The 15,948-nt window shown below is 35.7% G+C and carries 12 protein-coding genes and 2 pseudogenes; 9 read left to right on the top strand and 5 right to left on the bottom strand.

The genetic code is table 11. The features are described from left to right. The first annotated feature begins 267 nt into the window (after nt 1-267). The 8 genes from OPR60_RS00070 (at nt 268) to OPR60_RS00035 (ending at nt 8,553) form a co-directional block, all read left to right on the top strand. Nucleotides 268-1,446, top strand: a complete 1,179-nt coding sequence (locus OPR60_RS00070; protein ID WP_265039635.1) for an aspartate aminotransferase family protein — start codon at nt 268-270, stop codon at nt 1,444-1,446. 89 nt (nt 1,447-1,535) lie between these two features. Further along, entirely contained in the window at nt 1,536-2,819 is a 1,284-nt protein-coding gene (locus tag OPR60_RS00065; RefSeq protein ID WP_065095075.1) for an HlyC/CorC family transporter, read from the top strand. Nucleotides 2,820-2,832: 13 nt separating this feature from the next. Next, nucleotides 2,833-3,099 (top strand): DUF2312 domain-containing protein, encoded by a 267-nt coding sequence (locus OPR60_RS00060; RefSeq protein ID WP_065095074.1) that lies wholly within the window; start codon nt 2,833-2,835, stop codon nt 3,097-3,099. Continuing rightward, nucleotides 3,092-3,772, top strand: a complete 681-nt coding sequence (locus OPR60_RS00055; protein ID WP_156518053.1) for a UbiX family flavin prenyltransferase — start codon at nt 3,092-3,094, stop codon at nt 3,770-3,772. The genes OPR60_RS00060 and OPR60_RS00055 overlap by 8 nt, the downstream gene beginning before the upstream one ends. Beyond that, nucleotides 3,756-4,634 (top strand): bifunctional methylenetetrahydrofolate dehydrogenase/methenyltetrahydrofolate cyclohydrolase FolD, encoded by an 879-nt coding sequence (gene folD, locus OPR60_RS00050; RefSeq protein ID WP_265039634.1) that lies wholly within the window; start codon nt 3,756-3,758, stop codon nt 4,632-4,634. Before OPR60_RS00055 ends, folD begins: the two co-directional genes overlap by 17 nt. A gap of 372 nt (nt 4,635-5,006) precedes the next feature. Further along, nucleotides 5,007-5,759 (top strand): IS5 family transposase, encoded by a 753-nt coding sequence (locus tag OPR60_RS00045; protein ID WP_265039632.1) that lies wholly within the window; start codon nt 5,007-5,009, stop codon nt 5,757-5,759. 4 nt (nt 5,760-5,763) lie between these two features. Next, a complete protein-coding gene (locus tag OPR60_RS00040) occupies nt 5,764-6,279 on the top strand; it encodes a hypothetical protein (RefSeq protein WP_265039633.1) in 516 nt (171 codons plus the stop codon). Between the two features lie 9 nt (nt 6,280-6,288). After that, a complete protein-coding gene (locus tag OPR60_RS00035) occupies nt 6,289-8,553 on the top strand; it encodes a hypothetical protein (RefSeq protein ID WP_191111445.1) in 2,265 nt (754 codons plus the stop codon). Nucleotides 8,554-8,663: 110 nt separating this feature from the next. Here the strand turns inward: OPR60_RS00035 and OPR60_RS00030 are convergent, their stop codons facing one another. From OPR60_RS00030 to OPR60_RS00020, 3 genes are all read right to left on the bottom strand, one after another. Next, nucleotides 8,664-9,416 carry an IS5 family transposase gene (locus tag OPR60_RS00030; protein ID WP_265039632.1) on the bottom strand — a complete coding sequence of 251 codons (753 nt, stop codon included), beginning with the start codon at nt 9,414-9,416 and terminating at the stop codon, nt 8,664-8,666. A 100-nt stretch (nt 9,417-9,516) separates the two neighbouring features. Next, nucleotides 9,517-10,269: an IS5 family transposase gene (locus OPR60_RS00025; protein ID WP_265039632.1), complete on the bottom strand. Its 753-nt coding sequence runs from the start codon at nt 10,267-10,269 to the stop codon at nt 9,517-9,519. A 277-nt stretch (nt 10,270-10,546) separates the two neighbouring features. Then, nucleotides 10,547-11,569: an IS110 family RNA-guided transposase gene (locus tag OPR60_RS00020; protein WP_265039631.1), complete on the bottom strand. Its 1,023-nt coding sequence runs from the start codon at nt 11,567-11,569 to the stop codon at nt 10,547-10,549. 617 nt (nt 11,570-12,186) lie between these two features. Here OPR60_RS00020 and OPR60_RS00015 point away from each other — a divergent pair. Next, nucleotides 12,187-14,967: an ankyrin repeat domain-containing protein gene (locus tag OPR60_RS00015; protein WP_264377396.1), complete on the top strand. Its 2,781-nt coding sequence runs from the start codon at nt 12,187-12,189 to the stop codon at nt 14,965-14,967. 452 nt (nt 14,968-15,419) lie between these two features. On the opposite strand, the pseudogene OPR60_RS00010 reads toward OPR60_RS00015, so the two are convergent. Together OPR60_RS00010 and OPR60_RS00005 are read right to left on the bottom strand one after the other, a co-directional pair. Next, a pseudogene (locus OPR60_RS00010) lies at nt 15,420-15,539 on the bottom strand (zinc ribbon domain-containing protein); the annotation flags it as partial. A gap of 50 nt (nt 15,540-15,589) precedes the next feature. Further along, a pseudogene (locus tag OPR60_RS00005) lies at nt 15,590-15,850 on the bottom strand (hypothetical protein); the annotation flags it as partial. Nucleotides 15,851-15,948 lie beyond the last annotated feature (98 nt).

Raw genomic sequence — 15,948 nt, 5'->3', positions numbered from 1 at the left:
GTTTAAGATATTAAAATTGTATAGGCTAAAGTGCGCTCAAAGTCAATAAACTTCTTGCATAGGCTACAACTATCATTCAATAGAAACAAAAACTTTTACAATGGCTAATAAGTGTTGGTAAAACCAAGTCACTTTAGCTATAGAATGACAAAAAAGGTTTGCATTAGCCAAATTTTTAGTTGAAGTAGCATAAGAGGTTAAAGGAAAAGCTTTGTGTTAATGGATTCATTTCAGGTATAGTATAGATAATACCACAATACTTATAAAATGGATCATGTTGTTAATGCGTATAATAGACTTGACACTCCTATAGTCAGGGGAGAAGGGGCATATCTTTTTGATAAAGATGGTAAAAAATATTTAGATTTTGCTGCAGGTATTTCTACAACTTCTTTAGGGCATTGTCATCCATACATTACAGATAAGCTGAAAGAGCAATCGAGTTCATTATGGCACTGCTCTAACATTTTCACTATTCCCGAGCAAGAAAGGCTTGCTGACCGTTTAACAACCCTTACTTTTGCAGATAAAGTTTTTTTCTGCTCAAGTGGACTTGAAGCAACAGAAGCTGCAATTAAGTTTATTCGTCGTTACTTTTATTCAAAAGGGCAAGCAAAACGTAATCGTATTGTTACAATTGAAGGAGGGTTTCATGGCCGCAGTATTGCTGCAATTTCTGCTGGAGGTAATGAAAAATCACGCGAAGGTTTTGCTCCGCTTCTTTCTGGTTTTGATAAAGTGCCAAGAAATGACACTAAAGCATTAGAAGAAAAAATCAATAATGAAATAGCTGCTGTGTTTTTAGAGCCCATACAAAGCGAAGGCGGAGTATATCCACTAGACGTAGAATATCTTCAAAAAGTAAGGGAAATAACAAAAGCTCAAGGAATAATTTTGTGCTTTGATGAAGTGCAGTGCGGATATGGACGCATCGGTTCTTTATTTCATTATCAAAATGTCGGCATTGAACCTGATATGCTAACCTGTGCGAAGGCTATGGGTAACGGTTTTCCTGTAGCTGCATGTTTAGTGAAAGATTACATAGCAGAAGCAATTACTCCAGGAACTCATGGATCAACCTATGGTGGCAATCCACTTGCCATGACTGTTGGTAATGCAGTGCTCGATATAATGCTAAAAGAAGGCTTTTTTGATCATGTTAAAAGAATTAGTAAATATTTAAAAGAAAAGCTGTTGCTTTTAGCTAAAGAATTTCCTGAGATGATTTTAGAAGTTCGTGGAGAAGGGTTACTAATGGGAATAGAACTAGCAACTCCTGTAGCTGATAAAATTATTAGTCGATCTCTTGATAAAGGTTTAATAATAACTAGGGTTTTAAACAACAAAGTAGTAAGGGTAACCCCACCACTTATCATTGAGGATGAGCATGTGAACGCAGCGTATAATATGCTTTATGATTTGTTTTTTAAGATTAAAGATATATAACAATTCGGCAATATAAATTCAGGCTTGCAAATGCCTCTCATAACATGTAAAATTAATTTTATTTTTTATCACAATAACATCGTACTTTAATGGATTGGTTATTGGTCTTGGTGTCATCAGCAATTTTTGTTTTGTTAGTTTTATCGTTTTTGTTCTCAGGAGCAGAAATAGGCTTAACCTCAATTAGCCGTTCTCGAGTTAATAAGCTAAAGCTAGACGGTAACAAAAGAGCCAAGATAATAGACCGCTTATTAAATAGGAAAGAATTGACAATAGGAACAGTATTGCTCGGCAATACAATTATTAATATTACTTGCTCTGCTTTATTTACAGCAATATTTATCAATCTTTTTGGAAATGAGGGCATTCTCCTATCAACAATTATAATGACATTTTGTATTTTATTGTTCTGCGAAGTTCTACCAAAAACTTATGCTATTCAAAATCCTGAAAAATTTGCATCATTTTCTGCTTATTTTGTATTGTTTTTTGTAAAGATTTTTTCTCCATTGACACTAGGTATTCAATTTATTGTTAACCTCATCCTCAAATTATGTGGGCTGCATAAAGATAAGGAAGTGATATCTGCAGCGGATGCAATGCGTAATATGATTACTCTTCACCGCAGTGAAGGAACTATGTTGCAACAGGATTTAGATATGCTAAGCAGCATACTTGATTTGGCTGAGACAGAGATATCACAAATTATGACCCATAGAAGAAACCTATTTTCTCTTGATATAGATCGGAATAAAGAAGAGTTAATAAGAGAGATTTTAACCAGCAGTCACAGTAGAGTACCTTTATGGCAGAAGGAACCAGATAACATTGTAGGTGTAATTCACGTGAAAGCTCTAATAAATGCTTTGCGTGAAAAGAATAATAAAGCGGAAGAAGTTGACATTACCCAAGTTATGTCAAGGCCTTGGTTCATACCAGAAAGTACACCGCTCAGCGTGCAACTTCACAACTTCCGTAAGAACAGGAAACACCTTGCATTTGTTATTGATGAGTATGGAGCACTGCAGGGAATTGTAACTCTTGAGGATATACTGGAAGAAATAGTTGGAGAAATTTCGGATGAACATGATTTGATTACGGAGAATTTTATAAAGAAAATATCTGATAATATGTATCACATAGAAGGAAAATCTACTATTAGGGACATTAACAGGCAGTTATACTGGAATCTCCCTGATGAAGAAGCTACAACTCTAGCAGGTATGATTGTGAATGAAATAGAGCGCATTCCTGACGAAGGCGAGGAGTTTTCCATGTATGGTTTTCGCTTTAAGATTTTAAAAAAAGATAAAAATATTATTACTGTTGTTGAAGTGCAAGTAAAAACTGGTAATATTAGTAGCAGCAATTAATTAGTGGAGTTTCATGGAAGATACAGTAAAAATAACGACTGAAGAATTGAAGGGTTACATAGAGAGAATCGAAAAACTTGAACAAGAAAAGAGGGATGTGCAAGATCACATTCGTGATGTATATGCAAAAGCCGCAGATGAAGGTTGGGATATAAAAGTGATGAAACAAATTATTAGGCTGAGGAAGATGGATGATGATGACAGAGAGGAACAGGAAATATTGCTTGATACCTATAAACGTGCATTGGGAATGAGTTGCGAAGAAGAGTTAAGTGAATAGCAGAATTGTAATTGGAATAAGTGGAGCATCTGGTTCTATTTACGGTGTACGTATTTTAGAGGCGTTAAGAAATATTAACAAATCTCTTGTACAATCCATCGGTCATCCAAGTAGCTTGACTACTTCCATCCAGAAAAAGTGTATAGATTCCAATGTCAGCTACTCAAATGACACCAAACCTGGTTATGAAACTCATTTAGTGATAAGTCGTGCTGGAAAAACAACTCTAGCTCATGAGATTAAAGAAAAACTTGAAGATATTATATCACTTGCAGATTTTTACTATTCTGAAGAAAAAATAGGAGAAAAAATAGCAAGCGGCTCATTTAAAACCTCAGGAATGATTGTAGCACCATGCTCTATGAAGACAATGTCTGAAATCGCATCAGGTGTCACTTCCAATCTACTAACAAGAGCTGCAGATGTAACGTTAAAAGAAAGAAGAAAATTAATTCTTATGGTGCGAGAGTCACCACTACATCTTGGGCATTTACAAAATATGTTAAAATTAACGGAGATGGGAGCAATTATTACTCCACCGGTGCCAGCTTTTTATATTAACCCGAAATCGTTGGATGATATTATTAATCATTCTGTTGGCAAAGTATTGGATTTATTTGATATCAAATTACCCAACTTTAAGGAGTGGCAAGGAAGTGACAATTATTATTGATGGTAAAAAAATAGCAAACGACCTGTGTGAGAGGCTATCACAAAAGATTCATGTTCTAAAGAGGGAGCATAATATTTTTCCTTGCCTAAAAGTAATTCTCGTTGGTAGCAATCCAGCAAGTCAGGTCTACGTTCGTAATAAACAAAGAAAAGCAGAATCAATAGGCATAAGTTCTGAAACTATTGTTTTGCCTGATAATATTTCAGAAGATGAGTTAATTGGAAAAATTAATGAATTCAATGAAGATCAATCTGTACATGGAATTTTAGTACAGTTGCCTTTACCAAATCACATTAGTGCAAGCAGAGTAATTAATGCAGTGAGTATTGAAAAAGATGTAGATGGCTTCCATGATGAGAACGTTGGCAAATTAGTTAAAGGTGAAAAAAATTGCCTTATACCTTGCACTTCTAAAGGTTCTTTGCATTTAATTAAATCAATTGAAGAAAACCTCTCTGGTAAAAACGCAGTTGTGATTGGCAGGTCAAATATCGTAGGTAAACCAATGTTTCATCTATTGTTGCAAGAAAACTGCACTGTTACCATCTTGCACTCACAGAGTAAAGATTTAGCTGAATATTGCTCTAAAGCGGATATAGTAGTTGCAGCAGTAGGAAAGCCAAATTTTGTTCAAGCAGACTGGATAAAGAAAGATGCAATAGTGATCGACGTTGGCATAAATAGCGTTAACGTAGGAGAGCTTGTAGGTGATGTTGACTTTGAAGGAATAAAAGGGAAAGCCAAAGCTATGACCCCAGTACCCGGGGGCGTTGGCCCAATGACCATTGCATTTCTAATGATGAACACTGTTATTGCTGCTTGCTTGCAAAAGGGAGTTGATGCTTCTGATTTCATTAGTTGAGGTATGAAGAGGAAAGCTATATGAAGATAGAATGTACCATATCACAATTAATAAAAAATTGAGATTTTTGAAATTCCTCAGTAGTCAAATTTATTAAATATTTAGGATCATCATCTATTCTTTTTTCTCTACAAGTATAGCTAAAGTGGCTTAGGTTTACCTACAATTTGAAAAACAACAAATTCGTCATTCCGCTACTCGTTAGCGGAATCTATGCTGAGATACCGCGGCGGTATGACGTAGGGAAACCTTTCTTGGGTTAGCTATAGTTAGTGGAATTGCAAAGTTTCTAGGCTCTGTGGACAAAAAATATGAAAAGAGAGAAAAAGATGGTAGTTTAGCCTAATAGGTAAAAAATGGAGAAACTACCATATGCAATATTACATCAAAGAGGAAAATTGGAAACAAATTTTAGAGTTCATAAAAAGCGTAAAAGGAATGCACAGCAAAGATGAAAAACGTTTAAGAATATTCATAGAGGCAGTGTGGTACATAGTGCGAAGTGGTTGCCAATGGAGACTTTTACCAAAAACTTATGGTAATTACAGGAGTATACATAAGCGATTTAAAAGATGGTGTGAAAGAGATGTCTGGAAAAAATTGCTTGAATATACTAAACAAGAGCCTGATTTAGAAGTTGCTATAATCGACGGTACGATCATTCGAGCCCATCCATGTTCATCTGGATATACAAAAAACTCCAAGGATCAAGAAGCTTTAGGGAGGAGCAAAGGTGGCTTTACAACTAAAATACATGCGCTTGTCGATGCACTTGGAAATCCACTTAAATTTACTCTGACTCCTGGTCAAAGAAATGAAATTACGCAGGCACAAGTGTTGACCGAAAGTATCTATAACTCTACTGTAGTAGCTGACAAGGGCTACGATAGCAATGCCTTTGTTACAAGTCTTGAAGACAAGGGATGTACAGTAGTTATTCCGCCAAAACGGAATCGAAAAGTGCAAAGGTATTACGATGAGCATATCTACAAAGAACGTCATTTGATTGAGTGTTTTTTTGGTAAAATTAAAAATTTTAGGCGCATTTTTTCCAGATTTGATAAAACTGCTGAGGTTTTTATTGGTTTTCTCAATTTTGTTGGAGCTCTTGTATGGCTTCTCTAAAATTTTGTCCACAGAGCCTAGGAGTTATACTCTTCTTCTCTCCTCACTTTCGGACATGATGCTCGAAAATTCTGAGTCAACTATTCAAGCTAGGGAAGCTATAATGAACCTTATAAAGTGTGGTAATTTCAATAATCATGAGGGGCGTGAGGAAAAAGCTGCGGTATTTTTTTCTAATGGAAGGGTTCCGATTAAGCGTGCGCTTGCAGGATTGATTGTCGATTGGCAACTTGGTTGTACAAAAAAGGAAGAGGTGTTAAAGGTACTACAGTTTGCCAAAGAGTTTTGTGCAGTTGAAAGTTTTATGTATTTTAAAAAATCTGTTGTTGATAACCTAAAAATGGTTGGTAGGGATGGTATGAGAAAAAATATAGACTATGGTAAATTAGCAGAAAAGTTGTTTGCTGAATTAGATACGGTATCCGTGCCTAACGGAAGAGGTGATTTTGGTGGAGCTGGTGACCCACAGTCTACACTAGGAAGCACTGAAGTTAGTAGTTTTTCTGGTCGCAATAAGTAGGAGTATTTTATGCATGGGTTAGTTAGAAGTTTAATAAATGGAAATTGTGGAGAATTCACGGAAAAGTTTGAATATTTCTTGGATTCATGTCCATCTTTTCTGCATTCAGTTGGCAAAGATCACTTTTTTCCTGCGTTCTTTTTTGGCATGTTTGCTACTGCACATGATTCTGGTGTTGCAAACAATGATGAAAGAATCTTCTTTCGTTTTGATAATGATCCAGGTAGTCCTGGAAGGGGAAATCTAAAGGTTGCAATTCTAACAACTGATGGAAATAACAGAAGAGTTGTAAGGTGCTATACTATTGCTGACAGAGAGAATAGCTACGGTTCTAGGTTTAGCCAGCAGGAAAGGGAGCAGCTGGAAGGTATCCTGCGAGATGAAGAGCTTGAATGGCAAGAGTATAAAACATTTATATGGGCGGATAATCAAGGTGAAGATGAAGAAGAGGAAGCAGTAAGATGTAGGATATTTCAGGCAGGACAAGGGCCGTTTACTGGAAATCATGCATCTTATTTAACTCGTAGACATAGTTTTCAAGAGATTACCAGAACACCTGGGCTGCAAAATAATTATTTACCGGATTTGATGAATCAGCTAGAAAGTGATGATGCAGATGATGTACACGACACTACTGAGGAAGTGTTTCAGCATATTATTGGTGTCTACGATAGATATAGTCAGGCATTGGACTTCTATGGTAGAGAGTCTGACTATCATGGTTTTGTTTCCGGTGTTTTGATGCATTTTAGATATCGCAATGTAGCCAATATTTACCTTGAGCTGTTTGTAGGTGGTGGATATGCAGATATTACTTCTATTGTACGTGGTACACAGAGGTTAATTAATTCTGTTCCCTGTGTAACTGAACTTAAGGCAGGCAGAAGAGCAGATAGGAATGCTGGCCGTGCATTAGAGCAGGCTGGAAATTATGTTAATGGATGTCCCGTTTCATCCATATCTATTCCAACATTATCACCAAGAGCTGTCTGCGCTGGAGTGAATTTCGATTTTGGTAACCCAGGACGTTTACAGCTTGGTGTGAGGGCTTTTTTAGCAAAAGGTTCTTCTTTAATGGAAAGATTATTTGAACCTGTAGAGGATGAGGAGATTGGAGAAAATGTTAGGGATTATCTACTCCATCCAGCCTTTGGTGTACCTGCTGTACCAGGTATTAGGAATAGGGGTGGTGTTAACGCTAGAGATAGAAGAATATTTCTCTATACAAGTGGATTTGCTTTCGCAAGTATTGCATTTGCAAAAGGAACTGTGCCAATAGAAGGAAATCGTGCAATAGTAGATAAGCACTTGTTTCACTATGACGGTAATGCAAAAATGTTAGATGAGCAAAGATACAATACACAAGTAAATATTGGAGATCGTGCTTTGACTATGGTTTTGCATGTATCACGAGGTAGAGACCAGAAGGAGGAGGTGATCGTATTTCATGTTCGCCACGTATTGGCTAATCAACTTTTTCCGGACAATGGATTGGATCTATCGCGTTGGCCGAATGCTATGGTACATGAAGTGGTGTGTAATTTGACCATAAATAGAAGGACAAGAGGAGTAAATGATAATCTTGGTTTAACTGTTAATGTAGAAACATTTGACTCGCCTGCTGACTACCTGCTTGATAGAGGTAATCAGCCTTTTCAAGGTGAGCTTTTACGAATAGGTGGCGTTAGTAATGTGCATCGCGCTGCAAATGTAATGATGAATACTGGCTGGGAAAATGAAGATCCAGACAGTCATGAACGGTTTTACCAAGCAATTTCCAACGTGCTAAATCCACCCCAGCCAAATAATGCAGGACTCCAATCATTAGCATGGGTAGTGAACAGAGATAATGCTAGAGAAGCTGGGTTTCATGCTGCATTGCATGGATTATTTTACACTTGCGATAATCCTGCTAGGGTAGTTAGTGAATTTCAGGTTGGAGGAGGAGGAAAGTTAGACTTAGTATTGTCACGAGCTATAGGAAGGATGGGAGGTACTCATCCGATTGGAACAGAGCTAAAGTTTGCTGCCACTGAAGCAGACGTACAAAATAGAGAAGAAGAAGCAGATGAACAGGTGGAGGGTTATCTGCAGAGTAGAGGGTTTGATCGCATTACTGATGGAGATAAAATGGTTTTCTCGTATGCCGTATTTAATGATCAAGCGCCAGCACCAGCACAAAATGTCCCAAATACCCTTATAGCAGTTAGTAATGTTCTACGCATAAAAGATAACTTAGGAATTGACACTGTGGACGACTTTCCTTATAGATAAAAGGGATTATTGAGAGTTTAATTGTCTGTCATAAATAGCAGACGCCGTCTTGTCAGTCAACAAAAAAATTATAAAAATTGTCTCATTGCCTAGGCTCTGTGGACAAAATTTTAGAGAAGCCATACAAGAGCTCCAACAAAATTGAGAAAACCAATAAAAACCTCAGCAGTTTTATCAAATCTGGAAAAAATGCGCCTAAAATTTTTAATTTTACCAAAAAAACACTCAATCAAATGACGTTCTTTGTAGATATGCTCATCGTAATACCTTTGCACTTTTCGATTCCGTTTTGGCGGAATAACTACTGTACATCCCTTGTCTTCAAGACTTGTAACAAAGGCATTGCTATCGTAGCCCTTGTCAGCTACTACAGTAGAGTTATAGATACTTTCGGTCAACACTTGTGCCTGCGTAATTTCATTTCTTTGACCAGGAGTCAGAGTAAATTTAAGTGGATTTCCAAGTGCATCGACAAGCGCATGTATTTTAGTTGTAAAGCCACCTTTGCTCCTCCCTAAAGCTTCTTGATCCTTGGAGTTTTTTGTATATCCAGATGAACATGGATGGGCTCGAATGATCGTACCGTCGATTATAGCAACTTCTAAATCAGGCTCTTGTTTAGTATATTCAAGCAATTTTTTCCAGACATCTCTTTCACACCATCTTTTAAATCGCTTATGTATACTCCTGTAATTACCATAAGTTTTTGGTAAAAGTCTCCATTGGCAACCACTTCGCACTATGTACCACACTGCCTCTATGAATATTCTTAAACGTTTTTCATCTTTGCTGTGCATTCCTTTTACGCTTTTTATGAACTCTAAAATTTGTTTCCAATTTTCCTCTTTGATGTAATATTGCATATGGTAGTTTCTCCATTTTTTACCTATTAGGCTAAACTACCATCTTTTTCTCTCTTTTCATATTTTTTGTCCACAGAGCCTAGGCTCTGTGGACAAAATTTTAGAGAAGCCATACAAGAGCTCCAACAAAATTGAGAAAACCAATAAAAACCTCAGCAGTTTTATCAAATCTGGAAAAAATGCGCCTAAAATTTTTAATTTTACCAAAAAAACACTCAATCAAATGACGTTCTTTGTAGATATGCTCATCGTAATACCTTTGCACTTTTCGATTCCGTTTTGGCGGAATAACTACTGTACATCCCTTGTCTTCAAGACTTGTAACAAAGGCATTGCTATCGTAGCCCTTGTCAGCTACTACAGTAGAGTTATAGATACTTTCGGTCAACACTTGTGCCTGCGTAATTTCATTTCTTTGACCAGGAGTCAGAGTAAATTTAAGTGGATTTCCAAGTGCATCGACAAGTGCATGTATTTTAGTTGTAAAGCCACCTTTGCTCCTCCCTAAAGCTTCTTGATCCTTGGAGTTTTTTGTATATCCAGATGAACATGGATGGGCTCGGATGATCGTACCGTCGATTATAGCAACTTCTAAATCAGGCTCTTGTTTAGTATATTCAAGCAATTTTTTCCAGACATCTCTTTCACACCATCTTTTAAATCGCTTATGTATACTCCTGTAATTACCATAAGTTTTTGGTAAAAGTCTCCATTGGCAACCACTTCGCACTATGTACCACACTGCCTCTATGAATATTCTTAAACGTTTTTCATCTTTGCTGTGCATTCCTTTTACGCTTTTTATGAACTCTAAAATTTGTTTCCAATTTTCCTCTTTGATGTAATATTGCATATGGTAGTTTCTCCATTTTTTACCTATTAGGCTAAACTACCATCTTTTTCTCTCTTTTCATATTTTTTGTCCACAGAGCCTAGGCTGTATTGTAAAACTAAAAAATACTTCCAACTCACATCCTGTATAGCGGATACAGATTATAGTTATGTTGATAAGTAAATTTCTGCTGTCTTGTATATATAAAACTAATTTACTTATCAACATACCAATTACATTCAATGAATTTGTGTAAGATGCCATTTTACATAAGATAGAAAGGAAGCATTTTTTGATTTTAAAGTACTAAACCTTCAGTTAACCTCCTGGCCCTGTAGTTTTTGATATGGTCAGGATCAAAAGCCTTTTTTGATCTTAAAATACCAAAAACAATATGAAGTAACTTACGCATTGCAGACCCAACTATGGCCATATTATGCTTACCCTTTTTCTTTAATCTCTGGCAAAAGCTCATAATAATAGGATTGTGATTCTTAGCTACTATGGCAGGAAAGAAAAGTGCCTTACGTAATGGTTGTGAACCGGATTTACTTAATCTGGGTTTGGCATATACAGATGAACCTGATGTTATATTTCTCGGTATAACTCCTGCATATGCTGCCAATTGTCTGGCATTTCTAAAAACTTCTATGTCAGGAACCTCAGCTAAAATAGCTACTGCTGATTCCTCTCCTATTCCTGGAATAGTCAGTAGAAGTTGAAAATTTTCCAACAACTCTTTGTGTTGCTTTAATAGTTCACGTACGGAGTTTTTTATTGTTTCTATTTTTTGAGCTATATTCATTGCAAGGTCTTCCCAAGCATTTGCAACTTCTTTGGGCAGTCTCTCTTTTTTTTCTAAGTGGTTATTTACTAATATCAATTCATCTTTTAACGCAACCGAGCAACGATAAAGATGTTTTAATTTTTTCAGTTCAGGAGAAGGTGGTGTCCAACGAGTAGGTTCCTGTCTTTGGCAACAATCAGCAATAATTTCTGCATCAGTCTGATCATTTTTTTGCCGTGTAAGCTTACTTCTTGCGTAGGATTTTATGCAATAAGGATTTACAACACTAACAAAATGTCCAGTATTGTGTAGAAATTCAGCCAAAGCTTCACTATAACAACCGGTAGCTTCCATGCAGGCTTTTACTTGTTCTACATTATGTTTTTGTAGAAAGCTCAGTAAACCTTGAAACCCATGATCATCGTTCTTAAAGCTCCTTTTCCTAGTTTCACGTTTTCCTTTTTTACTTATAAATGAGAGAAAAACATCAAAGCGATCTTTTGATACATCTATGCCAAGAAAGTTGTTGATCATATATAACCCCATACGTTACCATTAAAAATGAAAAGTAAGGCTAACCTTGTTAATACAGAATTAGAACCATTTAGGTCTTTCTAAGACGCCGTCCAGCCTATACTTTTGAGAGGGAGCTCTTATCTGCAAAACAGATTTTATATCTAAGGTTTATATCAGAGTTCCTCCCTTCTCCAACTAATGCTTAAGCTTAAAACATTAGATGCTTTTTTCAAGATACAAGGTTTATAGTTAGAATTGGTTGATAGTGTTATATTGACTACTTCATTTTGTAACCAGATCGGCTTTATTGAGTAGTGGATTACAGATGGGCAGGCAAAAAAATCCGTGTAGTAAGTTCAAAATCAATGTCGGAGAATTTTATAGAAGTGTCAAGTTGAAGTTGATGTGGAAGGAAAGAGACTATAAATTCTGCTATGTTGATTGCTTAACACTCTGAATCAAGGTTGCAAGTTTACTATCCTATCAGGCATCTTTATTAGGTTAAAAGAAAGTTTATGTAAACACCTGAACTTACTACAAAAACTCAAAAATTGCAAAATAATAAAAATATTATATTAAAATCAGCTTGACTCATATTATATATTGTACATAATATATCAAGCTAGGAGGAAAATATGGTTATTGCTGAAGCTATCAACGGGCAAAGTAAACAAGCGAGCAAAAAGCTAGAAGAGAAATTAAGTCCTGGACAAGAGTGGTCAGAAACAGACAAACTATTGGATGAAGAGTACGAGTTAATTAAAAAATATTTATGGGTTCCATCTGAATTAAATGGAGGTAGATCTCTAGTTGATGGTCAATGTTCATTTGAGGAGCTGGTGTGTATATGGCTTGCTCATACAACAAATTTGAACGAGAATCAAAAAAAGTTAAATAAAGAATTACTAAAAACTCTTAAGGGTATAGGTTCTTATCTTCATGAGTACGATACTAAAAAACTTGAAAATTTTTTAAAAAATAACAAGGACGATCAAGATTTAAAAGTTGTTCTTAACCTTAAAAGGGGAGAGTCAGGATTAACGTTATTGCATGCTGCTTCAAGACTCAATGATGATCAGAGCGGTCCTACTTTAGTCAATTTACTTCTACAAGCAGGGGCTGATCCTAATATAGAAAGCAATGAAGGGAAAACACCTTTACATTATGCTGCTGATAGTAACTATAGGTATCTCACTATAAATCTACTCTTGGAGGGAAAAGCTGATCCTAACATACGGGACAATAAACGAAAAACCCCATTACAAACTGCTATTGATAATAATAACTGCCACATTTTAGAATGCTTCTTAACTGACAATCAGAAAAAGTTGAGTAAAGAGCTGTATGATATACTTTTAGGTATACTCTCGCCTGAAGATTATAAAAAACCTCATGTTATAGGTGAAGTTTTTAATCGTCAGGCTATTGAAAATTTAGGCAAGTTTCTGGATAAACATAAGAATAGTCAGGATCTCAAAATGATTTTCATTGTTCAGGATAGAGTAGGTATGTCAAAAGTACTTAGTTATGCTAGAGCTACTTGCAAAGAAGCAGTGGATTTACTTCTAAAGGCAGGAGCAACTGATCCTAAAAAAGATGCAAATATGTGCAATAAGAAGAAAAAGTGTTTGCTTCCACCTAGGACTTTATGGAGTATCCCAAACCAACAGATAGTGCTAGGTGGATTTTTAAATGACATATCTCAAGTTGAAAGTATGGATCAACTGGAAAAAGTTGTAGATAGAGCTATAGATTTCGGAGTAATGTTAAATTTCGCTAAAAAATCTTCTCAAGGTGAAAAGTACAACTTTACAGATTATGTAATAAAAGAAATTAGTAGATTAGAAAAGAATCCTAAAGTTGCAAGTGATATAGTATGTAAGTTGGTATCGTGGGGAGCAGCGTGCTATACTAAAAACAGTATAGATGTAATTGGCGAACTGGAATTAGAATTTAAAGATCACAAAGCTAATATGATAAAAGCTCATGAAAAGTATGTTAATTGTACTCAGAAATTCCTGAAAATCGCAAAAAATGCGACCAACGGCAAGTTAAATCGTGCAAAAATGGATAACGCTACTTTTTACTTAGAATATTCAGAGGACAGTACAATAGATGTTGCACAAATTACAGATGGAACAAGGGATTTAGGGCTAACCCATGGAGATGTAAAGTGTGGAAGAAATATAGTAAAGATCGGTAATAGTGAAGTAGAGATTATCACAAAAGATGGTGTAAGGAATTACACAGATCTTACAGAAGGTGGTGATATAGTATTAACTTTCTATACCATTCAGGGGGAACTAGAGGTCAGGTTATATCCTGATACACAAAATAAAGATCTAATAAGAGTAGAGGTGAACGATCAAGATTTACTGGAGGAATTAAAAAATTGTAACGAAAAAATAGGTAAGAATTGCTTACTAGGGGGGTTACCAGTTGATCAAGCCATAGAACGAGGTTTCTTTACTAGATCAGGAAAACTTTGTCAATATTCCGAAACAGTTAGTTCAGCTGCTCAAACTGTAAATGAAAAGCAACAACTATTACAGGATTTACGCTATATTGAGTCTAATATTGTAAAAAAGGAGAAGAATTTTGACATAAAAACTCACCTGGTAGAAATCTTTAAAACTTTATCTAGATTCTGTGAAGAAAAAGGGGATATTTCTAAAACAGACTTAGCTAAAGCAGCAGAAAAGGAAAGTAAAAAATTGGGGTTAGAAGGTAAATATAACTGGAGTAAGATTTTTGGTTTAGAGAAAGGAGTTATTGAAAAAGCAGAAAAACAAGGTGATAAAGAACAAAAATCAAACATACCTGATAATTTCTATTTAGGACAAGCAATTGAAGATGGAAACTGTTTTTTTGATTCGTTTAGACAAGAACTAGAACAACAATTAGGGATAAAAGCTACTGTTGAGCAATTGCGACAATATTGTAAAGAGTTTGCACGAAATAACCCACCAGAATGGTTCATAAATGCTATTACTAACAGTCATGATAATAATGGCGTGGTGCGTAGGGAAACTCCAGATTTTTATGCAAAAAATATTCTAAATAACAATAGATGGGGTGATCCTGAGGTTGAAGGTAGAATACTTTGCGGAAAGTATGGTGTAAAATTGCATGTTGTAGAGAGTAATCCATTACATGCTACTGATGAACAACAAGATCCATCCTTGCATCAACTAATAGATAGTTTAGGATCAAGAAGTACAGGTGAGTATAATAGGATAGATTATGATGACAATAATGTCTTACATATAGTAAATAAGGGACATGATCATTTTGAACCACTGTTTAATAGTAATAAAATCTTGGCAAAATGCTATTCAAGCTTACCAAGGTGTAGTATGGACGAGTTAAAGATAGAATCTCACCAACATAAGTCACTACTTGTAAGTGGATCATAGCTCCGTATATGACTTGTTACACAGCAATGATGGAGGAAGTTTATTTAGATGGTTAAAAAAGAATTTACTTAGCACTTATGAATTTTCAAGTACGCTTTCAGGTTCAAAGGAAGCTGTAGATTAGTCCACATGTACTACTTTCTCGAGTTGTATGCTGGGATTTAGAGTATTGTACGTTGCATTTTTCGATTTCTATAGAATTTTTCCCCAGATCTATTATTAAAATGTGCAGCTAAAATTCGATACATTTTCTGCCATTGTCGTATCTAGCATGCTAAAATCTTCGTCATTTATATTGATATTTTTGCATAATTGAGTGTCAGCTTTTATAACATTGATTTGCTTTTTTACATCAATCTTGACTTCCTCAACATCTTTTGGAATGGCCCTTCGTATCAGCTCCTTCTGGCACGTACTCTTTCTGTTACTTTTGTAAATTAAGACGCCATTCCTTACAATTTTTCCATCTGCTCACTCCACAACACCGGTATTTCTCTCAAATCAACTAATTTCAAATTTCTTGGCTGCCTCCCATTTACTATATCTTTTTTAATCTTTGGTGCTAAATAATTTCACCTTTTCTTTCCCTATTAAGAACTTCACAAACTCAAGATTTTCATGGTTATAACTGACAGCATGGTGCACAGCCATCTTCTCGACGTACATAATTAACATTAGCCCCTTTATCAAGTTGAGCTTCTACTCCACTGCGGTCTTTTCTCTTGACAGCATCAAGAAGTAATTCATTTCTTAGTAAACTTTCAACTTCTTCATGTCCTCCATCATTTGCAAGTTCCAATGGTGATCTATTATTGGAATTTTTAATATCAATTCTTGCTCCTTTTTCTATGAGAAACTCTACAGCTGATAAATGTCCTTCCTTGGCAGCATAGTAGACTGATCTGTGGTTTTAGAATTAATAAATGATTCTTGTTGTTGCTTTTATATTAGAAGCTTTACAATCCCTAGGCTCTGTGGACA

Origin of the sequence: Wolbachia endosymbiont (group A) of Trypoxylon clavicerum (assembly GCF_947251665.1) — a bacterium.
GTDB lineage: Bacteria > Pseudomonadota > Alphaproteobacteria > Rickettsiales > Anaplasmataceae > Wolbachia > Wolbachia pipientis.
The sequence above is the reverse complement of the archived record's forward strand: the minus strand, read 5'-3'. Positions and strand labels throughout refer to the sequence as shown.

Bases quoted from the DNA above. Each gene is read 5' to 3' on its own strand.
- OPR60_RS00045 (WP_265039632.1), top strand. From the start codon at position 5,007: ATGCAATATTACATCAAAGAGGAAAATTGGAAACAAATTTTAGAGTTC.
- OPR60_RS00020 (WP_265039631.1), bottom strand. From the start codon at position 11,569: ATGATCAACAACTTTCTTGGCATAGATGTATCAAAAGATCGCTTTGAT.
- OPR60_RS00030 (WP_265039632.1), bottom strand. From the start codon at position 9,416: ATGCAATATTACATCAAAGAGGAAAATTGGAAACAAATTTTAGAGTTC.
- OPR60_RS00060 (WP_065095074.1), top strand. From the start codon at position 2,833: ATGGAAGATACAGTAAAAATAACGACTGAAGAATTGAAGGGTTACATA.
- OPR60_RS00025 (WP_265039632.1), bottom strand. From the start codon at position 10,269: ATGCAATATTACATCAAAGAGGAAAATTGGAAACAAATTTTAGAGTTC.
- OPR60_RS00035 (WP_191111445.1), top strand. From the start codon at position 6,289: ATGCATGGGTTAGTTAGAAGTTTAATAAATGGAAATTGTGGAGAATTC.
- OPR60_RS00015 (WP_264377396.1), top strand. From the start codon at position 12,187: ATGGTTATTGCTGAAGCTATCAACGGGCAAAGTAAACAAGCGAGCAAA.
- OPR60_RS00070 (WP_265039635.1), top strand. From the start codon at position 268: ATGGATCATGTTGTTAATGCGTATAATAGACTTGACACTCCTATAGTC.
- OPR60_RS00065 (WP_065095075.1), top strand. From the start codon at position 1,536: ATGGATTGGTTATTGGTCTTGGTGTCATCAGCAATTTTTGTTTTGTTA.